At 71.8% G+C, this 23,829-nt stretch carries 20 protein-coding genes; 15 read left to right on the top strand and 5 right to left on the bottom strand.

Translation table 11 applies throughout. The features are described 5' to 3' along the window. Positions 1-21: 21 nt before the first annotated feature. Positions 22-1,572, bottom strand: a complete 1,551-nt coding sequence (locus AB0N82_RS05435) for a molybdopterin-dependent oxidoreductase (RefSeq protein ID WP_363389040.1) — start codon at positions 1,570-1,572, stop codon at positions 22-24. A gap of 118 nt (positions 1,573-1,690) precedes the next feature. Between AB0N82_RS05435 and AB0N82_RS05440 the strand changes: the two genes are divergently transcribed. The 5 genes from AB0N82_RS05440 to AB0N82_RS05460 all read left to right on the top strand — a co-directional run bounded on the left by AB0N82_RS05440 (position 1,691) and on the right by AB0N82_RS05460 (position 7,366). After that, positions 1,691-2,860, top strand: a complete 1,170-nt coding sequence (locus tag AB0N82_RS05440; protein ID WP_363389043.1) for an alpha/beta fold hydrolase — start codon at positions 1,691-1,693, stop codon at positions 2,858-2,860. Between the two features lie 91 nt (positions 2,861-2,951). Beyond that, the gene (locus AB0N82_RS05445) at positions 2,952-3,998 is read left to right on the top strand and encodes an acyl-CoA dehydrogenase (RefSeq protein ID WP_315994413.1); all 1,047 of its coding nucleotides are present in this window, start codon (positions 2,952-2,954) and stop codon (positions 3,996-3,998) included. After that, the gene (locus AB0N82_RS05450; protein ID WP_363389046.1) at positions 3,995-5,389 is read left to right on the top strand and encodes a bifunctional PIG-L family deacetylase/class I SAM-dependent methyltransferase; all 1,395 of its coding nucleotides are present in this window, start codon (positions 3,995-3,997) and stop codon (positions 5,387-5,389) included. Before AB0N82_RS05445 ends, AB0N82_RS05450 begins: the two co-directional genes overlap by 4 nt. Beyond that, on the top strand, positions 5,386-6,105 hold the full coding sequence (locus AB0N82_RS05455; protein ID WP_363389049.1) for a glycosyltransferase: 720 nt from the start codon (positions 5,386-5,388) through the stop codon (positions 6,103-6,105). Before AB0N82_RS05450 ends, AB0N82_RS05455 begins: the two co-directional genes overlap by 4 nt. A gap of 85 nt (positions 6,106-6,190) precedes the next feature. Continuing rightward, positions 6,191-7,366: a zinc-dependent alcohol dehydrogenase gene (locus tag AB0N82_RS05460; protein WP_315994416.1), complete on the top strand. Its 1,176-nt coding sequence runs from the start codon at positions 6,191-6,193 to the stop codon at positions 7,364-7,366. 96 nt (positions 7,367-7,462) lie between these two features. Here the strand turns inward: AB0N82_RS05460 and AB0N82_RS05465 are convergent, their stop codons facing one another. Then, entirely contained in the window at positions 7,463-8,686 is a 1,224-nt protein-coding gene (locus AB0N82_RS05465; protein WP_363389052.1) for a carbamoyl-phosphate synthase large subunit, read from the bottom strand. Between the two features lie 118 nt (positions 8,687-8,804). Between AB0N82_RS05465 and AB0N82_RS05470 the strand changes: the two genes are divergently transcribed. Genes AB0N82_RS05470 through AB0N82_RS05480 form a run of 3 tightly spaced genes read left to right on the top strand, consistent with a single transcriptional unit; the run spans position 8,805 to position 12,434 of the window. Then, entirely contained in the window at positions 8,805-10,616 is a 1,812-nt protein-coding gene (locus tag AB0N82_RS05470) for a circularly permuted type 2 ATP-grasp protein (RefSeq protein WP_363389055.1), read from the top strand. Continuing rightward, complete coding sequence (locus AB0N82_RS05475; RefSeq protein ID WP_315994419.1) at positions 10,610-11,542, top strand: alpha-E domain-containing protein; 933 nt, start codon at positions 10,610-10,612, stop codon at positions 11,540-11,542. The genes AB0N82_RS05470 and AB0N82_RS05475 overlap by 7 nt, the downstream gene beginning before the upstream one ends. 46 nt (positions 11,543-11,588) lie before the next feature. Next, positions 11,589-12,434, top strand: a complete 846-nt coding sequence (locus tag AB0N82_RS05480; RefSeq protein WP_315994420.1) for a transglutaminase family protein — start codon at positions 11,589-11,591, stop codon at positions 12,432-12,434. A gap of 22 nt (positions 12,435-12,456) precedes the next feature. On the opposite strand, the gene AB0N82_RS05485 is transcribed toward AB0N82_RS05480, so the two are convergent. Next, positions 12,457-13,068: a helix-turn-helix domain-containing protein gene (locus AB0N82_RS05485; protein ID WP_363389059.1), complete on the bottom strand. Its 612-nt coding sequence runs from the start codon at positions 13,066-13,068 to the stop codon at positions 12,457-12,459. A gap of 72 nt (positions 13,069-13,140) precedes the next feature. Here AB0N82_RS05485 and AB0N82_RS05490 point away from each other — a divergent pair, with 72 nt between their 5' ends. Further along, the gene (locus AB0N82_RS05490; RefSeq protein WP_363389062.1) at positions 13,141-14,613 is read left to right on the top strand and encodes an MDR family MFS transporter; all 1,473 of its coding nucleotides are present in this window, start codon (positions 13,141-13,143) and stop codon (positions 14,611-14,613) included. A 21-nt stretch (positions 14,614-14,634) separates the two neighbouring features. Here AB0N82_RS05490 and AB0N82_RS05495 read toward each other — a convergent pair whose 3' ends face one another. Further along, positions 14,635-15,645: a LacI family DNA-binding transcriptional regulator gene (locus AB0N82_RS05495; protein WP_363389065.1), complete on the bottom strand. Its 1,011-nt coding sequence runs from the start codon at positions 15,643-15,645 to the stop codon at positions 14,635-14,637. Between the two features lie 144 nt (positions 15,646-15,789). On the opposite strand from AB0N82_RS05495, the gene AB0N82_RS05500 reads away from it, so the two are divergent. The 4 genes from AB0N82_RS05500 to rhaS are packed head-to-tail and all read left to right on the top strand — an operon-like array spanning position 15,790 to position 20,548. Then, positions 15,790-17,322 (top strand): sugar ABC transporter ATP-binding protein, encoded by a 1,533-nt coding sequence (locus AB0N82_RS05500; protein WP_315994424.1) that lies wholly within the window; start codon positions 15,790-15,792, stop codon positions 17,320-17,322. 52 nt (positions 17,323-17,374) lie between these two features. Further along, positions 17,375-18,409: an ABC transporter permease gene (locus AB0N82_RS05505; RefSeq protein WP_315994425.1), complete on the top strand. Its 1,035-nt coding sequence runs from the start codon at positions 17,375-17,377 to the stop codon at positions 18,407-18,409. Continuing rightward, positions 18,406-19,470, top strand: coding sequence for an ABC transporter permease (locus tag AB0N82_RS05510; RefSeq protein ID WP_315994426.1), 1,065 nt, complete (start codon positions 18,406-18,408; stop codon positions 19,468-19,470). Before AB0N82_RS05505 ends, AB0N82_RS05510 begins: the two co-directional genes overlap by 4 nt. A 37-nt stretch (positions 19,471-19,507) precedes the next feature. Further along, positions 19,508-20,548: a rhamnose ABC transporter substrate-binding protein gene (gene rhaS / locus AB0N82_RS05515; RefSeq protein ID WP_363389070.1), complete on the top strand. Its 1,041-nt coding sequence runs from the start codon at positions 19,508-19,510 to the stop codon at positions 20,546-20,548. Between the two features lie 440 nt (positions 20,549-20,988). Here the strand turns inward: rhaS and AB0N82_RS05520 are convergent, their stop codons facing one another. Further along, positions 20,989-21,987 carry a LacI family DNA-binding transcriptional regulator gene (locus AB0N82_RS05520; protein WP_363389073.1) on the bottom strand — a complete coding sequence of 333 codons (999 nt, stop codon included), beginning with the start codon at positions 21,985-21,987 and terminating at the stop codon, positions 20,989-20,991. Between the two features lie 86 nt (positions 21,988-22,073). On the opposite strand from AB0N82_RS05520, the gene AB0N82_RS05525 reads away from it, so the two are divergent. Next, the gene (locus AB0N82_RS05525; protein WP_363389076.1) at positions 22,074-22,493 is read left to right on the top strand and encodes an L-rhamnose mutarotase; all 420 of its coding nucleotides are present in this window, start codon (positions 22,074-22,076) and stop codon (positions 22,491-22,493) included. Next, complete coding sequence (rhaI, locus tag AB0N82_RS05530; protein WP_363389079.1) at positions 22,490-23,656, top strand: L-rhamnose isomerase; 1,167 nt, start codon at positions 22,490-22,492, stop codon at positions 23,654-23,656. The genes AB0N82_RS05525 and rhaI overlap by 4 nt, the downstream gene beginning before the upstream one ends. Positions 23,657-23,829 lie beyond the last annotated feature (173 nt).

The raw sequence follows: 23,829 nt of genomic DNA on the forward strand, positions 1-23,829 counted from the left end.
CTGGCATCTCGCGCGTGAGCGTCACGCGACCGAGATCGTCGCCTCGTCCCAGCCGGTCGCGCCGTCGGGGGCGGGAGGGGCCTGGTCGGACGTCTGCGTGCTGCCGTCGGCCGAGATGGCGCGGCAGCGCGCGGTGTGCAGGCCGCTCGTCGCCTCCCACGGCAGGCTCCACTGCACCCACGTGTCGGCGGAGATGGCCGTCGCCAGCGTCGCCGGCTGCCACGGGCCGTCGTCGACCTGCACCTCGACACCGGCGACGCCGACGTGGTTGTGCCAGGCGACCCCGGCGATGACGGTCGAGCCGGGCTCCACGCGTGCACCCGCGCGGGGGACGTCGATGCGCGACTGCAGCTTCACCGGTCCGCGCTCCGACCATCCGCGCGGGGTCCAGTACCCCTCGGCGCGGTCGAAGCGCGTGACCTCGAGCTCGCTCACCCATTTCGTCGCGGAGACGTAGCCGTAGAGTCCTGGCACGACCATGCGCACCGGGAAGCCGTGCTCGATCGGCAGCGGTTCGCCGTTCATGCCGATCGCGAGCAGCGCGTCGCGGTCGTCGGTGAGCGCCTCCAGGGGACTGGATGCCGTGAACCCGTCGACGGAGCGCGAGAGAACCATGTCGGCCTCGGCGGTCGGCTTCGCCCGCGCGAGGATGTCGCGGATCGGCACGCCGAGCCACCGCGCGGTGCCGATGAGCGAGCCGCCGACCTCGTTCGAGACGCAGACCAGGGTGGCCACGGTCTCCTTCTGGGGGAGGGCGACGAGGTCGTCCCAGCGCAGTACCACCTCCTGCTCGACGAGGCCGTGCACGCGCAGCGTCCAGGTCGCGGGATCGACCTGGGGCACGACGAGGGCGGTGTCGATGCGGTAGAAGTCCGCCGACGGTGTGATGACGGGGGAGAGGCCGTCGATGCCGAGGTCGGCGGCATCCGGAACCGTGGTCGTGGTCGCGGGCTGCGGCAGGCGCAGGGCGGAACGCACGGCGCTGATCGCCCGCGCGCCGCCGCTCAGCGCCACCGAACCGAAGGCGGCGAGGGCGCCGGCCATGACGGCGACGCCCGAGAGGGCGAGCACGCCGCGACGGGTGACCCCCTCGTCCGCGCGCGGATCGGCGACGGGCCGCCGGGGCGGACGACGGAGGCGGCCGACCAGCAGGGCGCCCACGACCGCCGCCCCCGCTCCCGCGATGAGCGACGGCACCGGAGACAGCAGTCCCGCATCGGCGCGCGTCAGCGACACGACGGCGCCGAGCGCGCCGAGACCCGCGAGCACCACCCGGCCCCACGGCGGACGACGGTTCTCGAGCGCGCCGGCCACCCCGGCGACCACCATCAGCAGGACGGCGATGCCGACCAGCAGCGCGGCCTTGTCGCCCGTGCCGAATAGGTCGATGGCCAGGTCCTTCGCCCACGCGGGGGCGAGATCGATCATCGCGCCCCCGATGACCGCGAAGGGACTCGCGGAAGGGGCGACGAGCGCCGCGGCGAGTTCGCCGAGACCCGCCCCGAGCACGGTCGCGGCGATCCCCGCGACGACGGCCGGGAGATCGCGCAGGCGGGAGGGAGCGGGGGTCACCTTCGGAGCATAGGGAGCGCCGAGCGCGCTGGTGCCGGCGGGGGCGGAACTCACAGCCAACCGGAACCGTCCGCGCGCATCCGGGCCCACCCACGCCCCGCAGCGGTAGCGTTCCCCCATGCGCGAGAGCCTGCGGCACGTCCGGCGCCCGGCGGCCGACGGCGCGCCCGCCTTCGACCTGGCGTACGTGCGGACGGGACCGCGCGGCGCGACCCCTGTCGTGATCGTCCCCGGGGGCCCGGGACTGGCGTCGGTCCTGCCGTACCGCGGCCTGCGGCGACGGGCGGCCGGCGGCGGGCTCGATGTGATCATGATCGAGCACCGCGGCATCGGGCGCTCCCGCCGCGACCTCGACGCCCGCCCGCTCCCTCCCGCGGCGATGCGCATCACCTCCGTGCTCGACGACGTCGCGGCGGTGCTCGACGCGGAGGGCGTCGATCGGGCGGTGATCGTCGGCTCCTCCTACGGCAGCTACCTCGCGATGGCGTTCGGGGCGCGGCATCCGGAACGGGTCGCGTCGATGCTGATCGACTCCGCTCTGCAGTCGGCCCACGACATCGACATCGAGCGCGCTGCCGTTCGAGGATTGTTCTGGGATGCCGACGACGACATGGCCCGCGGGGTGCGGCGTCTCGTGACGGCGGGGGTCTCGGAGCGCATCGTGCTCGACGTCGTCCGCGCCGCGTACGAGCTCGGAGGGACCGACCTCGTCCACCCGCTCGTGCGTCACGAGCCCGGTCTCGCGTGGCGGGCGCTGACCGCCTACGCCACGCGCGACGCCGAGATCGCCGACATCCCGCGCATCTACGAGTTCGATCTGGTGGGCACGATCGCGTTCCGTGAGCTGGGGTACGGGGGCGCCCTCGACGGGCACCCGCTCGACCCGGTGCGCACCTACCTGCCCCTCGCCCCGCGCTACCCCGCCTTCGCGGGAGAGCCGTACGACCTGCTCGAGGCCGTGCGCGCGTTCGACTGGCCGCTCGTCGTGCTCTCGGGCGATCGCGACCTGCGCACCCCACCCGAGATCGCCGAGCGGGTGGTCGCGTCGGCTCCGGATGCCACCCTCGTGCGCCTCCACAACGGTCACAGCGCCCTCGACACCCATCCGATGGCACTCCTGAACGCCATCCGGCGGCTCGTGCGTGGGCAGCAGGCGGCTCTCCCCGGCGATGAGCCGGCGCTCGACCGGCTGCCGCGCACCGGTGTGTCGGCGTCGTTCCCGTCGCTTCTCGTGCAGATCGCGCGGCTGGACGCCCTGGTCCGCCGCCGCGTGCTCCGCCGCCGCTGAGCCGCGGCGCCGACGAGCGGCATCCGCTGTCCGTCGGCGGGTCGGTGTCAAGGCTCTGTCGTGAAACGTTCCCCGCGCCGAGGGTGGGCCGGTGACAGACGGCGACCATCCCCGCTTCCCCCTGCTCCTCGCGCCCGGCGCGGTCGATCTCGACGGCGTCCGTGAGGCTCTCGAGCGGGCGGATGCCGTGCAGACCCTCGGCACCGATCTCGCCGCCACGCTCGCCTGGGCGACCGGGGTCCCCCGGCCGCGGTCGCTCGCGGCGACCTGGGAGCTGCTCGCCGGGGTCGCCGCCCGCGACGTCGCCGCGGCCCGCATGCTCGAGCCGCATCTCGATGCCCTCGCCATCCTCGACGAGGCGGCCGCCGACGGGATCGTGCTCGACACCGAAACGGACGGTTCGTGGGGGGTCTTCGCGGCCGAGGGGCCGGGCGCGCGCCTCGAGGCGCGACGGGATGCCGGCACCTGGACCCTGCACGGGACGAAGCCCTGGTGCTCCCTTGCCGCCGACCTCGACCACGCGCTCGTCACAGCCTGGGTCGACGACGACCACCGGCAGCTCTTCGCGCTCGACCTGCGCGGCCCGGCCGTGTCGGCGCGCTCGGGACCGTGGCACGCCCGGGGCCTCGACCGGGTCGTGAGCGCCCCGATCGACGTCGACGGCGCGATCGCCGTCCCCGTCGGCGATCCGGGCTGGTACCTGCGCCGACCCGGATTCGCGCACGGCGGGGTCGGTGTCGCGGCGTGCTGGTGGGGCGGGGCGATGCCCCTGCGCGACGCGCTCGCCGCGGCCGCCGCGGGGGAGCGGGCCGATCAGCTCTCGCGCGTGCACCTGGGACGCGCCGATGCGGCCCTGTGGGCGGCGCGCGCCGTCCTGGTGGAGACGGCGACGGTGTTCGACGGCGGCGGGTCGGCATCCCCGGGTCTGCGCGCCACCCGCGCGCGCACGGTCGTCGTCGACGCCGTCGAGCAGACGATCGCCGCGGCCGCGCACGCCCTCGGACCGGCGCCGCTCGTCGCCGACGAGGCGCATGCCCGGCGGGTGGCCGACCTCCAGGTGTACGTGCGTCAGCATCACGCCGAGCGGGACCTCGCCCGCATCGGGTCCGACGTCGCCGCGGGGGACGGAGGGTGGTGAGCTTCGACCACCGCGATCCCGGGACCGCCGAGAGCGTGTGGAGCCCCGCCCTGCGGCGCGAGCTCCCGGCGCTCGCCCTCGACGTGGACCGGGTCATCGTCGTGGCCGCGCATCCCGACGACGAGACCCTCGGCGCCGCCGGCGTGATCGCGACGGCCGCCGCCCGCGGCATCCCGGTCGACCTCCTCGTCGTGACCGACGGCGAGGGGTCGCACCCCGACTCGCCCACGCACAGCCCCGCGACCCTCGCCCTGGCCCGCCGCCGCGAATTGCGGGAGGCCGCGTCGATCGTGGGGATCGAGAGCGAGCCGGTGTTCCTCGGACTCCCCGACGGCGGCACCGACGACCACCGCGACGCCATCGCCGCGGCGGTGCTGCGCGCGGTCGACCGTGAGCCCTCCGACCGGGTGCTCGTGCTCTCGCCGTGGCGCGGGGACGGACACCGCGACCACCGGGTGGTCGGCGAGATCGTGGAGGACGTGTGCGCGGCGCGCGGGGTGCGTTCGCGCTCCTTCCCGATCTGGCTCTGGCACTGGGGCGGCGTCGATGACGTGCCGTGGGAGCGCGCGGAGCGCCTCGCCCTCGACGCGGCGGCTCGGGATGCCAAGACCCGCGCCCTCGACACGCACGCGAGTCAGCTCCAGGCGTTGTCGCCCGCGCCCGGCGACGAGCCGATGGTGCACGTGGGCATGCGCGCGCACTTCGAGCGCGACGGCGAGGTGTTCTTCGCCCCGGAGCCCGTCGCAGAACCGACCGCGCGGGACGCGGTGGCGATGCCCGCCGCGCCCTCCGTCGGGCAGGACTACTTCGACGACATGTACGCGCGCCACGACGATCCGTGGGGGTTCGATTCGCGCTGGTACGAGCACCGCAAGCGCGCAGCGCTACTCGCGGCGCTTCCGCGCCGGCGCTACCGGGCGGTGTTCGAGGCCGGCTGCGCGACGGGCGCGCTCACCGCCGAGCTCGCCGATCGCGCGGACCGCGTCATCGCCGTCGACCTCGCCTCCGCTGCGCTCGAGCGCGCTCGCGCGCGCCTCGCCGACCGTCGGAACGTCGAGCTGCGGAGAGCGACGCTGCCCGCCGACTGGCCGGAGGGGGCGTTCGAGCTCATCGTGCTGTCGGAGGTGGCGTACTACTGGGCGGGCGACGACCTCGAGCGGGGGCTCGCGGCGGCCGTGTCGACGCTGAGCGCCGACGGGCACCTCGTCGCCTGCCACTGGCGGCATCCGGTCGCCGAATACCCGCGGAGCGGCGACGAGGTGCACGCCGCGATCGGCGCCCGACCCGACCTCGTGCGCCTCGTGCGGCACGAGGAGGAGGACTTCCTGCTCGAGGTGTTCGGGCGAGCGGGTGCCCGATCGGTCGCGGCCGAGGCGGGCCTGCTCGCGTGACGGCGCTGGCGGTGGTCATCCCGGCCCACGACGAGGAGGCGCTGATCGGTCGGTGCCTGGCCTCGGTCGAGCGGGCGGTGGCGCACGCGCGCGAGCGGGACCCCGGGCTGTCGGCGGTGGTCGTGGTCGCCCTGGACGCCTGCACCGACACCACGGCGGCGCAGGTGCGGCGCCGCGGGATCGAGGCGATCGAGCTGACGGCGCGGCGCGTGGGCACCGCCCGCCGCCTCGGCGTCGAGCGGGCCCTGAGCCTTCTCGGGAGCGACCCGGTGCACACCTGGATCGCGATGACGGATGCCGACACCACGGTGCCCCGCGACTGGATCACGCACCAGCTCGAGCTGATGGATGCCGGTGTCGATCTCATCCTGGGCACGGTGCGTCCCGACTTCGCCGATCTCAGCGCGCGGCATGCGGCGTACTGGCGTGCGACGCACCGGCGCGGTGAACCCGCCGGCAACGTGCACGGCGCCAACCTCGGCGTGCGCGCGAGCGTCTACGCGCGGGCCGGCGGGATCCCCGATCTCGCCGAGCACGAGGACGTCGCCCTGGTCCGCGCGGTGCGGGCCATCGGGGCGACGGTGCGCGCGAGCGACACCCACGAGGTCGAGACGTCGGGGCGGTTCACGGGACGCACCCCGGCGGGATACGCCGCGTTCCTGCGCCGCGTGCACGCGTGGGTGGACTCCCCACCACTGGCCGAGACCGGCGCCTGACCCACGAGACGGGGGTTCGTCAACCACCTCGGCGGTCTTCCGGTCTCGCCGCAGACTGGCCGTCCCCGGAACGAGAGGCATCACCATGAAGGCACTGACCTGGCAGGGCACCCGCAACGTGAGCGTCGAGGAGGTCCCCGACCCCGAGATCCTCGAGCCGACCGACGCGATCGTGAAGATCACCTCCACGGCGATCTGCGGCTCCGACCTCCACCTCTACGAGCTCTTCGGCCCCTTCATCGACAAGGGAGACGTGCTCGGCCACGAGCCCATGGGCGTCGTCGTCGAGGTCGGCTCGGCCGTGACGAACCTCGCGGTCGGCGACCGCATCGTCGTCCCCTTCAACATCTCGTGCGGGCACTGCTTCATGTGCCGCCGCGGTCTGCAGTCGCAGTGCGAGACCACGCAGGTGCGCGAGTACGGCAGCGGCGCGGCGCTCTTCGGCTACACCAAGCTCTACGGGCAGGTCCCCGGCGGTCAGGCCGAGTACCTGCGCGTGCCGCTGGCCGACTACAACCACATCCGTGTCGGCGACGACCTGCCCGACGACCGCTACCTGTTCCTCAGCGACATCGTGCCCACCGCCTGGCAGGGCGTGAAGTACGCGAACGTCCCCGAGGGCGGCACGCTCGCGGTGATGGGTCTCGGCCCGGTGGGGCAGTTCGCCGCACGCATCGGCGTGCATCTGGGCTACCGGGTGCTCGCGATCGAGCCCGAGCCGGAGCGCCGCGCGATGGCCGAGCGTCACGGCATCCTGACCTACGACCTGACCGACACCGTCGTCGACGAGCTCATCGACCTCACCGAGGGACGCGGGGCGGACGGCGTGGTGGATGCCGTCGGCATGGAGGCCCACGGCAACGGCGGCATCAAGCTCGCGCAGAACGCCGTCGGGCTGCTCCCCGACGCCCTCGCGCAGAAGCTCATGGACAAGGCCGGCCTCGACCGCCTCGCCGCGGTCTACGCCTCGATCGACCTGGTGCGCCGCGGCGGCACGGTGTCGCTGAGCGGGGTGTACGCCGGCGAGGCCGACATCCTGCCCATGAAGACGATGTTCGACAAGCAGCTGAACCTGCGCATGGGCCAGTGCAACGTCAAGCGCTGGATCGATGACCTGCTGCCGCTCGTCGAGGACTCCGCCGACCCGCTCGGCGTGATGGATCTGGTCACCCACCACGCCCCGCTGGAGGACGCCCCCGGTCTCTACGAGACGTTCCAGAAGAAGGAGGACGGCTGCATCAAGGTGGTGCTCCGCCCCTGATCCCGGGCGCGTGAGTCGCCAGGATCTGTCGCCCTGGACGCACCGGAAACGACGATTCCTGGCGACTCGCGTGCACGTATCGCGGATGCCGGAGGGTCAGACCCGACCGGCGTGCACCGCCTCGAGCGCCTCGGCGTCCGCCGGGGTCATCCCCTCGATCGGCTCGCCGTTCCACACGATGTCGTCGCCGAGGGCCGCGAGGATCTCCTTGCGATCGCCGTGCGAGATCTTGGCGCCGTGGACGATGGTCGCGGGGCTCCACAGCATCGCGGCGTCGTCCCACCACCCCGCGCCCACGTCACGGACGTGCAGCAGGTCGTGCAGCGTCTTCGGCAGGTGCTTCAGCGGCTCCGTGAACGCGTCGGCGAGCACGGCGAGGGTGATCTGCCGCTCCGTGCCGGGCACGGCCACGACCGGCTCGGCGAGCTCGCCCTGGATGGCCTTCGACACGTCGTCGGCCTCGAGCAGGATGACGCCGTTCGTCGGCCGCGGGTTGCACTCGATGATCTTGTAGTCGGGGGCCGCGGCGCTGCCGTGGTCGACGAAGTCGAACGAGATCTGTCCGGTGAAGCCCGGGTCGAGGGTGTCGACGAGCTGCTGCGTGTAGCGGAGCGTGTCGGTGCTGTCGACGGCGATGAACGCGATCGCGGTGGAATGCGCCCACTGCTCGGCGGCCTTGTACGTGGTGTGCGCCTGGACCTTGCCGTCGACGACGACGCTGTAGGTGCACACCATCGGTCCATCGACGAAGGGCTGCACGAGCCACGGCTGCTCGGGCGTGGGGACGCACTCGTCGACCGGGATCTTGCCCGCGAGCGGACCGGTGTTGGTCAGCAGGCCGACGCCGCCGCGCGAGAACGCCGCGCGGGCGAAGTAGCGCGGGAACGAGGCGATCGCCTCGCGCAGCTCCTCGGGCGAGATGACGACCACCGTCTCGGGGATGGGCACCCCGGCATCCTGAGCCAGGCGCTGGAAGCTCGCCTTGTCGTGCAGGCGCGCCAGATCGGCGAAACTGCCGGCGTACAGGCGCACGCGCGCGGGAAGGTCGGTCACGCGGGCGGCGAGGTAGAAGACCTCCTCGAACGTGGGGATGATCACGTCGATGTCGTGCTTCTCGACGTAGTCGCTCACCGCGGCGATGAAGGCGTCGGTCTCGAACCGCGGCGACGGGGTGGCGAGGTGTCCGGAGAGGAAGCGCGAGTGGTTGCCCACGGCGCCGTCGTAGGTGTCGCTCGCGAACACCGTGTGCCCGACGCTGCCGAGCTTGCGGATCAGGTCGAGGGCGAAGGTGTTACGGGAACTGGTGACGAGCACGCGCATGGAGGCACCCCTGGTCGTTGCGGCGGACGGTGGGCGTCACTCTATCCATCGGCTGTGCGGACGTGGGAGAGGTGTGGGGGAAACGTTCCCGCAACACGGTGCTGAGTAGAGTCTCAGCATGGGTGACCTGTTCGACGGTTACGGCTCCACGCTGGCGCCGCGCAAGACCGCATCCGGCATCCCGGCGTACGACGAGATGTTCGGCGTCCCGGCCTCGCCCGGAGACGCCGCCCCCTCTCGCGAGGCGTACCGGGAGCTGTACCAGACGCTCGCGCAGATGACCCAGGAGGAGCTGCGCGGCCGCACCGAGTCTCTGGCGAGCTCGTACCTGGCGCAGGGCGTCACGTTCGACTTCGCGGGCGAGGAGCGGCCCTTCCCCCTGGATGCCGTGCCCCGGGTCATCGCCTACGACGAGTGGTCGCGCATCGAGGCGGGCGTGAAGCAGCGGGTGCGCGCCCTCGAGGCCTTCCTCGACGACGCCTACGGCAACCAGCACTGCGTGCGCGACGGCATCCTGCCCGCGGGTCTCATCTCGTCGTCGCAGTACTTCTACCGCCAGGCCGCCGGCATCCGCAGTGCCAACGGCGTGCGCATCCAGGTGTCGGGCATCGACCTCATCCGCGACGAGCACGGCGAGATGCGCGTGCTCGAAGACAACGTGCGCGTGCCCTCGGGTGTCTCATACGTCATCTCCAACCGTCGGGTCATGGCGCAGACGCTGCCCGAGCTGTTCGTGTCGATGCGCGTCCGCCCCGTCGGCGACTACCCGAACAAGCTCCTCGCCGCGCTCAAGGCGTCGGCCCCGCCCGGGATCGACGACCCGAACATCGTCGTGCTCACCCCGGGTGTCTACAACTCGGCGTACTTCGAGCACACGCTGCTCGCGCGTCTGATGGGCGTCGAGCTCGTCGAGGGACGCGACCTGCTGTGCATCGGCGGCAAGGTCTTCATGCGCACCACGCGCGGACCGCAGCGCGTCGACGTCATCTACCGCCGCGTCGACGACGACTTCCTCGACCCGCTGCAGTTCCGCGCCGACTCGATGCTCGGCGCCCCCGGCCTCATGCTCGCGGCGCGCCTGGGCAATGTCACCATCGCCAATGCCGTGGGCAACGGCGTCGCCGACGACAAGCTGCTCTACACGTACGTGCCGGATCTCATCCGCTACTACCTCGCGGAGGAGCCGATCCTCAAGAACGTCGACACCTGGCGGCTCGAAGACCCGGGCGCGCTCGAAGAGGTGCTCGATCGCCTGCCCGAGCTCGTCGTCAAGCCGGTCGACGGCTCCGGCGGCAAGGGGCTCGTCGTGGGCCCCGACGCCTCGCCCGCCGAGCTCGACGCGCTGCGCAAACGCCTGCTCGCCGATCCCCGCGGCTGGATCGCGCAGCCGGTCGTCATGCTCTCGACCATCCCGACGCTGGTGGAGGACGGGATGCGACCGCGGCACGCTGACCTGCGTCCCTTCGCCGTCAACGACGGCGACGACATCTGGGTGCTGCCCGGCGGCCTGACCCGCGTGGCCCTCCCCGAGGGTCAGCTCGTGGTCAACTCGAGCCAGGGCGGTGGCTCGAAGGACACGTGGGTGGTCGGCGGATCCGCGCCGTCTCACGTCGAGTACGGCCAGGGCAACGGCGTCTCGGGTCTCGTCGCCGACCAGGCGGCGGTGACCGAGGCGATCCCGATCATCTACGACGGTCAGCCCGCGCCCACCACCTCCCCGCGCGACCCGCGCCCGGGCTCCGGCAAGGAGCAGCAGGAACAGCAGCAGCAGGATGCCGGGGTGCAGCACGGCCCGCAGGCGGAGCAGCAACAGCAGGCGCGCGAGGGGGTACCGGACCCCTCGACACGCTCAGGGTGCTCGGTGCGCCCAGGGTCCTCTGTGCGCTCGGCCGCGCCCGCTGGTGACGGAGGGGAGCGGGGATCATGCTGAGCCGCATCGCGGAGAGCCTGTTCTGGATCGGGCGCTACATCGAGCGCAGCGACGGCACCGCGCGCATCCTCGACGTGCACCTGCAGCTGCTGCTCGAGGATCCCTGGATCGACGAGGACACCGCGTGCCGGTCGCTGTTGAGCGTGATGGGCTCGGCCTGGCCCGAGAACGTCGACTCGGTGCGCCGCGACGACGTGCTGGCCCGCCTCGCGGTCGACCGCATGAATCCGTCGAGCATCGCCTACTCGCTCACCGCGGCCCGCGAGAACGCCCGCCGCGCGCGCGAGATCGTCTCGACCGAGCTGTGGGAGATCCTCAACACCACGAATTCGCGGATGCCGCGGCGGCTGCAGACCGACAAGGTGCACGAGTTCTTCCAGTGGGTGCGCGAACGCGCCGCCCTGGCGATCGGCATCGTCGACTCGTCCACCAACCGCGACGAGGCGTGGCAGTTCTTCACCCTCGGCCGCAGCATCGAGCGCACCGACATGACGGCCCGCCTGCTCGCGACCCGGTCGCTCACCGAGGTGTCGGGGCCGTCGTGGACCACGATCCTTCGGTCGTGCGGCGCCTACGAGGCCTACCTGCGCACCTATCGAGGCATGCCGAGCGCCCGCAACGCGGCGGAGTTCCTGCTGCTCGACCGCCTGTTCCCGCGCTCGATCATCTACTCGATCCAGCGGGCCGAGGACTGCATGAGCGCGATCGACCCGCGCGCCGACCGTGTCGGGCACTCCAACACCGTGCTGCGGGCCCTCGGTCAGATCCGCAACGACCTCGAGTACCGGCCGGTCAGCGACGTGCTCACCGACCTGCCGGAGCACATGCAGCGCGTGCAGACGGTCACGCGCGAGGCGTCGGAGGCGATCCGCTCGCGGTTCTTCCCGACGCAGGCCGAGCCGAGCTGGATCGGGGAGATCTCATGATGGATGCCATGACCGCGGCGATCGCGACGACCCCGGGGGGTCTGCGATGAAGCGCCTGCGCATCGAGCACCAGACCGGCTTCGTGTACCCGGGCGACGTCGTCGCCTCGTACAACGAGGCGCGCATGCTCCCGCACTCCACCGACAGCCAGTTCGTGCTGAGCTCGTCGCTCGACATCGAGCCCTCCACCTCGGTCAACCAGTACGTCGACTACTTCGGCACGCGGGTCGCGGCGTTCGACGTCCTCTCGCCGCATGCCGCGCTCACGATCACGGCGCGCTCCTTGGTCGAGGTGCGCCCTCGACCGATCGAGCACGCCGACATCACGTGGGAGCAGCTCGCCGCCGAGGCGGACCGATCGATCTCGACGGTGGAGCAGTTGTCGCAGACCCGCCGCACCACCCCGCACGCCGAGGTGGCCGAACTGGCGCGGTCCATCGCCGCCCAACACGACCGTCCCGGCCCGGCCGCGCACGCCATCGCCGAGGCGATCGGGAACGCGATCGAGTACATGCAGGGCGTCACGGGCGTGACCTCCACGGCGATCGACGCGTGGGAGGCCCGTAAGGGCGTGTGCCAGGACATCGCGCACGTCGCCATCGGAGCGCTGCGCGAGGTCGGCATCCCGGCCCGCTACGTCTCGGGCTACCTGCACCCGAAGCCGTCCGCGGAGGTCGGCGAGGCGGTCACGGGCGAGTCGCACGCGTGGGTCGAGTGGTTCGCGGGCGACTGGCAGGGCTTCGACCCCACGAACAACATCGAGATCGGCGACCGTCACGTGCTCGTCGGTCGCGGCCGCGACTACAACGACGTCCCTCCGCTGCGGGGCGTCTACGCCGGCCCCGGCAAGAGCAACCTCAAGGTGAAGGTCACGATCACGCGCGAGACGTGACCGCCGCGGTCGTGTCGGCGAGTCAGACGGCGTCCGCCAGCCGGGCCCGCACCTCGCGGTGCAGACCTTCGAGCGTGCTCGCCTCGCCGCGGTCGTAGCGGCGCGCCCACTCGTCGAGGGTCGTCCGCATCTCGAGGCCGGCCACTCCGAGGGCCGTGCGCACGTCGAGCTCGGCGAGCCCGACCCGTTCGGCGATCTCGGGGACGAAGCGATCGGCCGAGGTGACCTCCCGGCGCACGGCGGCGCCGAGCAGGGCGGGCTCGTGGGCGATGAGTCGCCGCACGCGCAGGTACCGTTCGCGCGCCCGGGCGTCGGCATCCAGGAGCTGGAGTTCACGGGCAAAGACGTCGCGCAGAGCCGAGAGGAGGGCGCGGATGCCGTCGCCGGAGTCGCCGACCCCCGCGAGGGCGTCGGCGAAGCGGCCGTCGTCGATGAAGACCGCGTCTTCCTTCGTGCCGGCGAGGCGGAAGAACGTGCGTGCGGACACGCCCGCGCGCGCGGCGATCTCGTCGACCGTCGTGCCCTGCACCCCCTTCTGTTCGAAGAGGTCGAGAGCGGCGGCGCAGATCTCGACGGCGGTCTCGCGGCGGCGGCGGTCGCGCAGGCCCTCGACGGGGGCCGCGGGGGTGCTCATGTCCGATACAGTAGTCCATGTCTTATTGGCAGTAACTGCCAACTTGTCGGAACCTGCTCAGATTGGTCGCCCATGGTCTCCACCGGAACCGTCCCCACCACCGCCACGCCGCCCGGCAGGAGCGACGTCCGCCCCGGTGCGGTCATCGCCCTCCTCGTGGTCGCCGCCTTCGTCGTCATCCTGAACGAGACGATCATGGGCGTCGCCCTGCCCGAACTGATGCGCGAGCTCGACATCGCCGCCGCCACCGCGCAGTGGCTCACCACGGCCTTCCTGCTCACGATGGCCGTGGTCATCCCCACCACCGGGTTCCTCATCCAGCGCTTCCCGCTCCGCACGCTCTTCTTCACCGCGATGGGGCTGTTCACCCTCGGCACGGTCGTCGCCGCCGTCGCGCCGGGCTTCGGTGTGCTGCTGCTCGGGCGCATCGTTCAGGCGTCGGGCACGGCGATCATGATCCCGCTGCTGTTCACGACGGTGCTCAACGTCGTCCCCGCCCACCGGCGCGGGCGCATGATGGGCCTCATCTCGATCGTCATCTCGGTGGCCCCGGCCGTGGGGCCCACCGTGTCGGGACTCATCCTGTCGGTCTTCCCCTGGCGTGCGATGTTCGTCGTCATGGTGCCGATCGCCCTCGTCGCGATCGCGCTCGGCGCCCGCTGGGTGCAGAACCTCACCGAGACCCGGCGCGTCGCCCTCGACGTGCTCTCGGTGGTGCTGTCGGCCCTCGCCTTCGGCGGCATCATCTTCGGACTCTCCAGCATCGGCGAGGCCGCCGGCGGACACGCCCTCGTGCCCGTGTGGATCCCCCTCGTGGTCGGTGCGGTCGCGCTCGCCGCCTTCGTCGTCCGGCAGGTGCGGCTCGGCGCGACCGAACGCGTCCTGCTGAACCTCGCCGTCTTCCGCCACTCGACCTTCACCGTGGCCGTGATCCTGGTCGTCGTCGCCATGACCACCCTCTTCGGCGTGCTCATCCTGCTGCCGCTGTACCTGCAGAACGTCCTGGGCCTGGGAACCCTCCCCACCGGCCTCATGCTGCTGCCGGGCGGACTGCTCATGGGTCTCATGGCGCCGATCGTCGGCAACCTCTTCGACCGCTTCGGCGCGCGCCCGCTGGTGCTCCCGGGCGCGGTCGTCGCGAGCGTCGCGCTGTGGGGCTTCGCGACGCTCTCGGCCACGACGCCGATCGGCTTCGTCATCGCCGTGCACTGCGTCCTCAGCCTGGGCCTGGCGTTCATGTTCACCCCGCTCATGACCTCGGCGCTCGGCTCGCTGCCGCGTGCGCTCTACCCGCACGGCTCCGCGATCGTGTCGACCGTGCAGCAACTCGCGGGAGCGGCGGGCACCGCGGTGTTCGTGACCCTCATGACCGTCGGCGCCGCGTCGGCGGCCGGTGGGGGAGCGGGTGCCGTGGATGCGACGGCCTCCGGCATCCACACCGCCTTCTTCGTCGCGGCGTGCCTGTCGATCGCGGTGGTCGTGCTCGCGGCGTTCGTGCGGACGCCGAAGCAGGCCGAGGCCGTGGAGGGGATGCCGGCGCACTGACGCCGGCGCGGGGGCGTCGGGCTACGGCGCCCCCGTGGACGCTCGGGCGACGAGCTCCGGCGCGAACACCGTCTGCCGCGTCGGGCGCCCGGGATCGTCGGCCTCGTCGAGCAGGATGCGCATCGCCGTCCCCCCGATGAGCGCGCTCGGCTGGCGGACGGAGGTGAGCGGCACGGCCGCCGCGGCGGCGAAGGGGATGTCGTCGAAGCCGACGACGGCGATCTCGTCCGGCACGAGCATGCGGCCGTCGACGACCAGGCCCTGGAGGAGTCCGAGGGCGAGCAGGTCGTTGGCGGCGAAGACCGCGTCGGGGCGATCGGCGCGGTCGCGGGCCAGGAGCCGCCGCCCGGCGGCCACTCCTTCGTCGACCGTGAGCGCGTGGGTGGGGACGACTTCGAGCGTGGCGGGGTGGGCGCTGTTCTCGACCGCGCTGCGGGCTCCGGCGAGACGGTCCGTGACCTGACGGATGTCGAAGGAGCCGCCGACGAAGGCGATCCGGCGACGACCGCGCGAGAGCAGGTGCTCGGCCGCCAGTCGTCCACCGGCCACGCTGTCGACCGAGACCGACGAGAAGCGTCCGTCGCCGGAGAAGCGGTCGATCAGCACCGACGGGATGCCGCGGGCGCGAAGCCGCGTGAGTCGCGCGGTGACGTCGCCGAACGGCGCGATGAGCAGGCCCCGCACCATCTGCTGCTCGAACAGGTCGATGTACAGCGTCTCCCGGGCGGCGTCCTCGTCGCTGTTGCCGTGCAGGACGGCGAGACCGCGCGCGGTGGCCTCGTGTTCGGCGCCGCCCACGACGTCGGCGAAGAAGGGGTTGCGGCCGTCGAGTGCCACGAAGCCGACGGTCGTGCTCACTCCCGCGCGCAGTTGGCGCGCCGCGTCGTTGCGCACGTAGCCGAGCTGCTCGATCGCACTGTTGACGCGTTCGACCGACGAGGCGGAGACGGCGTCGGGGCGGTTGAGCACGTTCGAGACGGTCCCGACCGACACGCCCGCCAGCGTCGCGACATCGCGGATGCTCACCGACACGGCGCCTCCTCACGTCACGATCCGGTCTCGACGCGATCCCGACTTGACCACGTCGTCGGGCTCACCCTACAGTGACTGGCATCCGATCTGAAACGTTTCAGATTCGACCCGGGAAACCGGACCGACCCTCAATGAGGAGGCCGCATGGCTGACGCGATGGACGCGACCCACGCCCCGTCCGACCACGCCCTCGAGCTGCGCCGCGTGATGAAGTCCTTCGGCCCCGTGGTGGCCCTGCGGTCGGGGAGCCTCGTGCTCGACCGTGGTTCGATCCACGCGCTGATCGGCGAGAACGGCGCGGGCAAGTCGACGCTCGTGAAGATCATCGCGGGCCTCTACCGTCGCGACGACGGCGACTTCCTGCTCGACGGCGAGAGCGTCGATTTCGTCAGCACCGCCCAGTCGAAGGCCGCGGGGATCGCGGTCATCTACCAGGAGCCGACGCTGTTCCCCGACCTGTCGGTCACCGAGAACATCTTCATGGGCCGCCAGCCCACCGGCCGTCTCGGACGCATCGACCGCGCCGCGATGCGCGAGGAGGCGACGCAGATCTTCGCCCGCCTGGGCGTCGCCCTCGATCCCGATCGGGTGACCGAGGGGCTCTCGATCGCCGACCAGCAGATCATCGAGATCGCCAAGGCCATCTCGCTCGACGCTCGGGTGCTGATCATGGACGAGCCCACCGCGGCGCTCAGCGGCGTCGAGGTCGAGCGGTTGTTCGCGGTGGCGCGGAGCCTGCGCGACGAGGGCCGCGCCCTGCTGTTCATCTCGCACCGCTTCGACGAGGTCTTCGCCCTGTGCGACACCGTGACCGTCATGCGCGACGGGGCATACGTCCACACGACGCCCCTGGCCGACACGACGGTCGACGACCTCGTGCGGCAGATGGTCGGCCGCGACGTGACCGAGCTCTTCCCGAAGCTGCCGTCCACCCCCGGCGAGGTCGTGCTCGAGGTCGAGGGGCTCACCCGCAAGGGCGTCTTCCGCGACATCTCGTTCACGCTGCGCGCCGGCGAGATCGTCGGTCTCGCCGGACTCGTCGGCGCCGGGCGCAGCGAGGTCGCCCGCGCGATCTTCGGCGTCGACCCCTACGAATCGGGCACCGTGCGCCTCGCGGGCAGCATGCTGCCGAAGAACGCCGTGCGTCAGGCGACGGCACGCGGCCTCGCGCTCGTGCCCGAAGACCGCCGCAAGCAGGGGCTCGTCCTCGACGAGGGCGTCTCGCGCAACATCACCCTCGCGATCCGACAGAAGCTCTCGCGCTGGGGACTCCTGCGCAGCTCCGATGAGAACCGCGCGGCGCGCGAATGGGCGAGCCGCCTCGAGGTCAAGACGGCGGCCCTGGATGCCACGACGGGAACGCTCAGCGGCGGCAACCAGCAGAAGGTCGTCATCGGCAAGTGGCTCGCGACGCAGCCCAAGGTGCTGATCGTCGACGAGCCCACCCGCGGCATCGACGTCGGAACCAAGAGCGAGGTGCATCGCCTCCTCTCCGAGCTCGCGCAGCAGGGCCTCGCGATCCTCATGATCTCGAGCGAACTGCCCGAGGTCCTCGGCATGGCCGACCGCGTCCTCGTCATGCGCGAAGGACGACTGACGGGGGAGTTCGCGCGAGCGGATGCCACCCCCGAGGCCGTCATGTTCGCCGCGACCGCCGAGGCGGGGGCATCGCTGTGAGCGCGGCATCCTTCCTCCCCGTCCCGACCACCCCTGAAGCGGAGAGCCTCCGATGAGCACCGCCACCCCCGTCCGTCCGGGCACCAGCCCCGCGGCGAAGCTCGTCTCGCACGTCGCCACGGCGCGCGAGAGCGGCATCGTCCTCGCGCTCGTGCTGATCATCGTCGTGGCGACGCTGAACAACCCGACGTTCCTCTTCTCGCCCGACGGCTTCCGCGACCTGCTGCTCACGCCGTCGCTGCTGCTGCTCGTCGCCGTCGGGCAGGCGATCGTCATCATCACGCGCAACGTCGACCTGTCGGTCGGCTCGGTCGTGGGGCTGACCGCCTATCTCACCGGACGCCTCTTCATCGACGTGCCCGGGCTGCCGCTGGTGGTCGTCTTCCTCGCGGGCATCGTGGTCGGCGGCATCCTGGGCTTCGTCAACGGCGCGCTCGTCGCCTACGCGAAGGTGCCCGCGCTGGTCATCACCCTCGGCACGATGTACATCTACCGCGGGATCAACGTCGCGTGGGCGGGGAGCAACCGCGTCAACGCCTCCGACCTGCCCGCCGACTTCCGCGGGCTCGGGACGGGCCAGATCCTCGGCATCCCGATCCTGACGATCCTCGCCGTCGTGGTGCTGATCGTCGCGGCCTGGTACCTGCGCAACCTCCGCAGCGGGCGCGAGCTGTACGCGATCGGGTCCGACCCGGCCGCCGCCCACCTGTACGGCCTCAAGGTGAACCGCCGCATCATCGGCGCGTTCGTCACCAGCGGCGCCCTCGCCGGTCTCGCGGGCGTGCTCTACGCCGCCCGGTACGGCACCGTCGCCTCCAACGCCGGTTTCGGCTGGGAGCTCCAGGCGATCGGGGCGGCCGTCATCGGCGGCGTCGCGATCTCGGGCGGCGTCGGCACCGTCTGGGGTGCGGCCATCGGCGCCTACCTGCTCCTCACGATCAACCGCGCGCTGCCGATCCTCGGCATCGACGACTTCTGGCAGCGCGCCGTGGTCGGCGCGCTCATCCTCGGCGCCATCGTGCTCGACCGCGTGCTGGCCGTCCGGCAGTCCCGCAAGCTCACCGCAGAGAGGGAGACGGGTCGATGACCTCCACCACCGTCGACGAACGCGCCCGCACCTACCGCGCGCACGGACGCCCGTTCTGGCGTCGCGCCCTGCTCACGCGCGAGGCCGCCATCATCGGCATCCTGCTGCTCGTGATCGTCGTCTCGCTGGCGACGGTGCGCAACTTCGACAGCCCGCTCACCGTCACGTACCTGCTGCGCGACATCGCACCGATCCTGTTGATCGCGCTGCCGATGACGCTCATCATCATCACCGAGGAGATCGACCTCTCGGTCGCGAGCATCGTCGGTCTCTCCAGCGTCACCGTCGGCGTCCTCACGCAGGCGGGCTGGCCGTTCGAGGTCGCCGCCCTCGCGGCGATCGTCGTGGGCCTGGTGGCCGGGGCGATCAACGGCTTCCTCGTGACGGTCGTGGGACTGCCCTCGCTCGCCGTCACGATCGGGACGCTCGCGCTCTTCCGCGGCATCGCCGTGGGCCTCCTCGGCACCGAGGCGGTCACGGAGTTCCCCGAAACCTGGACCGACCTCGCCAAGGCGAACATCCCCGGAACGCCCCTGCCGCTGATCATGATCCCGTTCGCGGTGCTCGCGATCGTGTTCGCCGTGCTGCTGCACCTCACCCCGTTCGGGCGGTCGCTGTACGCGATCGGCCTCAACAAGGAGGCCGCGCAGTTCTCCGGCATCGACGTGGCCCGCACGAAGTTCGTCCTGTTCGTGCTCAGCGGCACGGTCTCGGGCTTCGCGGGGGTCTACTTCACCCTGCTCTACAGCAACGCCCGCGGCGAGAACGCCATGGGCATGGAGCTGCAGATCATCGCCGCAGTGCTGCTGGGCGGCGTGTCGATCTTCGGCGGCCGCGGCGCCCTCCACGGCGTGATCGCCGGCGTGCTGCTCATCGGCACCCTCGGCAGCGCGCTGCGGCTCGCGGGGGTGACGAGCGACATCATCAACGTCATCACCGGCGTGCTCCTCGTGCTCTCCGTCGTGTCGGCCAGCCTGCTCGCCTGGGTGCAATCCCGCCGAGCGGCCGCCCTCGGCAAGCGCAGGAACGCGCGTGCCTCCGCCCCCGCCGCCACCGTCTGACCTGCTCACCACACCCGCATCACGAAAGGAAACAACGATGTTCGCATTCACGCGCAAGACCCGCGTCGGCACCGCTGCCGCCGCTCTCGCCCTGGCGGTCACCCTCGTCGCCACCGGCTGCTCCAGCGGCTCCGGCGGAGGCTCCGGTTCTGGGGGCGACGGGGGCAATCTCGCGATCACCTTCCTGCCGAAGAACCTCGGCAACCCGTACTTCGAGACCTCGAACAAGGGCGGCGAGGAGGCCATCGGCGAGTTCGGCGGCACCTTCGAGCAGGTCGGTCCGAGCGAGGCGACGCCCACGTCGCAGGTGCAGTACATCCAGACCGCGGCTCAGCAGGGCGTGGGCGGCCTCGTCATCTCGGCGAACGACCCCTCGGCCATCTGCGACGCGCTCGACGAGGCACGCAGCGCCGGCGTCAAGGTCGTCACGTTCGACTCCGACACCGACGCGAAGTGCCGCGACCTCTTCATCAACCAGGCGACCGCCGAGGGCATCGCCAAGGTGCAGGTCGACCTCGTCGCGAAGCAGATCGGCGACGCCGGTCAGGTGGCGATCCTGTCGGCCGCGGCCAACGCGACGAACCAGAACGCCTGGATCGAGCTCATGAAGGCGGACTTCGCCGCCAACCACCCGAACATCGAGCTCGTCGACGTCGTCTACGGCGACGATGACGACCAGACCTCGTTCGACCGCACCGCGGCCCTGCTGCAGACGTACCCGAACCTCAAGGGCATCGTCTCGCCGACCACCGTCGGCATCGCCGCCGCCGGTCGCTACCTCTCGACCTCGGAGTACAAGGGCAAGGTCGCGCTGACCGGTCTCGGCACGCCCAACCAGCTCCGCGAGTACGTGCAGGACGGCACCATCACCGCGTTCGCCCTGTGGAACCCCGCCGACCTCGGCTACCTGTCGGCGTACGCGACCAAGGCGCTGATCGACGGCACCATCACGGGTAAGGAGGGCGACTCCTTCGAGGCGGGCAAGCTCGGCGAGTTCACCGTCGGCGCCGACGCCACGGTCCTCCTCGGTGACCCCTACGTGTTCGACTCCTCGAACATCGCGGACTTCGACTTCTGAGTCGACGCCCCGCATCGGCCCCGGCCGCCCTCGTGGCGGTCGGGGCTTCGGCGTTCCGGGGGCTTCGGCGTTCCGGGGGCGTCGGTGTTCCGGGGTGTCGGTGTTCCGGGACGTCGGCGTTCCGGGTCCGCGGTCGGCCCCGGGCCTCGGCGGTTCCGCGGCTTCCCCGCCCCGCGGCGGCCGGCCCCGCGAGCGTCCACGAATCCCGGATGCTGTGGAGGCGGTCTCCGGGTGTCTCAGACACTCGACCGGGGGGGCTTCCCGTTGAGCGTCCAGAACACGCCGCGTCCGCGGGGCGGTGCACGGCGTGTTCTGGACGCTCAACGGTGGGAGCGGAGGCGCCTGACGGGGCGGGCCGACCGGCTCGCGGGAGCGCACCTGGCCGCGCGACGGGACGGACGGACCGGCTCGTGGGAACGCACCCGGCCCGCGCGACGGCGCTAGCGGCTCGACGCCCGCACGACGAGCTCGGGTCGGAAGCGCACCTGGCGCTCGGCGGGGTCGAGCTCGCCGTCGAGCTGGCGCAGCAGCAGATCGACGGCGGTCGAGCCGATCTCCTCGGCGGGCTGACGCACCGAGGTGAGCGGCACGACGGTGGCGGCGGCGAAGTCGATGTCGTCGTATCCGACGAGGGCGATGTCGTCGGGCACGCGGATGTCGCCGAGCATCGTGAGCGCCTGCAGCACCCCGACGGCGAGCAGGTCGTTGGCGGCGAAGACGGCGTCGGGGCGGTCGGAGCGCTCGCGCAGCCCCTCACCGGCCGCGCGGCCGGCGAGGACCGTCATGGCGGCCGTCTCGATGATCTCCAGCGTGGCGCCCTCGACCTCCGCGACCGCGCGGCGCGCGCCGGTGAGTCGATCGGCGACCTGGCGGGTGGCGAGGGGGCCGGCGACGAAGGCGATGCGTCGCCGCCCCTGCGCGAGCAGGTGGGCGACGGCGAGGTGGCCGCCCTCGACGTCGTCGACCGAGACGGTGCACACCTCGCCCGCGGTGGCCTGTTCGTCGACGAGCACGACCGGGATGCCGGCCGACGCCAGGTGCTCCACGACGTCGCCGTCGGCGTCGGCCGGGGTGAGCAGCACGCCCGCGACGCGCTGCTCGCGGAACTGGTCGAGGTAGAGGCGCTCGTGGTCGCCGTCCGCACCGCTCGAGCCGAGCAGCACGATGTACCCGTCGGCCGCGGCGCGGGCCTCGGCCCCGCGCGCCACCGCGGCGAAGAAGGGGTTGCCGACGTCGAGCACGATGAGCGCGAGCGATCGGCTGCGTCCCGCCCGCAACTGCCGGGCGGCGTCGTTGCGGACGTAGCCGAGGGCGTCGATCGCGGCGCGGACGCGCTCGACGGCGGCGGGCGAGACGGTCGCGCGACCGTTCAGCACGTTCGAGACGGTCCCCACCGAGACACCCGCGTGCGCCGCGACGTCCTTGATCTTCACCGCCATGATCCGTTGACGATATCGCACCGTCCGACGCGCTGTGGTATCGTGCGATGAAACGATTCATTCTCGAGGGAGAGAAGACCCACCCCATGTCCGCACAGACCACGCGCGTCTGCTTCGAACTCCGTGTCCACCCGGAGCGGGTCGACGAGTACGTCGCCCGGCACACCCCGGTCCGCGCCGACATGCTCGCCGAGATCGCCGCAGCCGGTCGTCGCAACTACTCCCTCTTCCTCGGTGCGGGCGGACGCCTCATCGGCTACTACGAGACCGACGACGACGCGGCCGCGCAGGCCTATCTCGCCGCGTCCCCGGTCGCAGCCGCATGGGAGGCCGAGATGGCCCCCTTCTTCCTCGGCCTCGACGGGCGCCCCGACCAGGCGGCGGCCACGCTCACCGAGGTGTTCCACCTCGCCGACCAGCTCGCCGCGGCCGCGCCCGCGGCATCCGTTCCCTCCGTCAACGCCGAGTCCTCGGCATCCGCCCCGACCGAAAGCACCCGCCCATGACGACGCTGTCTCCCGAGATCCTCTCCACCCTCGAAGGCCAGGCCATCGAGCTGCCCTCGTGGGCGTTCGGCAACTCCGGCACGCGCTTCCGCGTGTTCCCCACCGCCGGGACGCCCCGCGATCCGTTCGAGAAGATCGCGGATGCCGCAGAGGTCAACCGCCTGACGGCGCTCGCCCCCTCGGTGGCCCTGCACATCCCGTGGGATCTCGTCGACGACTTCTCGGCCCTCCGCCGCCACGCCGAGGACCTCGGCGTGAAGCTCGGCACGGTGAACTCGAACACCTTCCAGGACGAGGACTACAAGTTCGGCGCCCTCACCCACCACGACGAGCGCATCCGCCGCAAAGCCATCGACCACCACCTCGCCTGCATCGACGTCATGGATGCCACGGGCTCGCGCGACCTGAAGATCTGGCTCGCCGAGGGCTCGAACTACCCCGGCCAGAACGACATGCGCGGCCGCCAGGACCGCCTGCAGGACTCGCTGCAGCAGATCTACGCGCGCCTCGGCGACGACCAGCGTCTCGTGCTGGAGTACAAGTTCTTCGAGCCGTCGTTCTACCACACCGATGTTCCCGACTGGGGGACCTCCTACGCCCAGGTCGCCTCGCTCGGCGACAAGGCGATGGTGTGCCTCGACACCGGTCACCACGCGCCGGGCACGAACATCGAGTTCATCGTCATGCAGCTCCTGCGCCTCGGAAAGCTCGGTTCGTTCGACTTCAACTCGCGCTTCTACGCCGACGACGACCTCATCGTGGGCGCGGCCGACCCGTTCCAGCTGTTCCGCATCCTCACCGAGGTCGTGCGCGGCGGGGGCCTGAACAACCCCGACGTGGCCTTCATGCTCGACCAGTGCCACAACATCGAGGACAAGATCCCCGGGCAGATCCGCTCGGTGCTGAACGTGCAGGAGATGACGGCGCGCGCGCTCCTCATCGACCGTGCCGCTCTGGATGCCGCGCAGCAGGCGAACGACGTGCTCGGCGCCAACGCGGTGCTCATGGACGCCTTCTACACCGACGTGCGCCCGGCCCTCGCCGAGTGGCGTGAGTCGCGCGGGCTTCCCGCCGACCCGATGGCCGCGTTCGCGGCATCCGGCTACCTGCCCCGCATCGCCGAGGAGCGCGTCGGCGGCACCCAGGCCGGCTGGGGCGCCTGATCGACTCCCGGGGCGGCGCGTCACCCGCTGCCCCGGGCCTCGAGGCGGCCTCACCACCGTCTCGACCCTCCTCCCACCGTCGGCCCGCCGACGGTCCTTCGACCACCGGGGCGGTGGGCCCTGAATCACCGCCGCCCCGGTTCTCCTTCCCGTCGCTCTCACCCGTGAGGAAC

The sequence above is a fragment of the Microbacterium sp. NPDC089186 genome (genome assembly GCF_040685115.1).
Taxonomy (GTDB): Bacteria; Actinomycetota; Actinomycetes; order Actinomycetales; family Microbacteriaceae; genus Microbacterium; species Microbacterium galbum.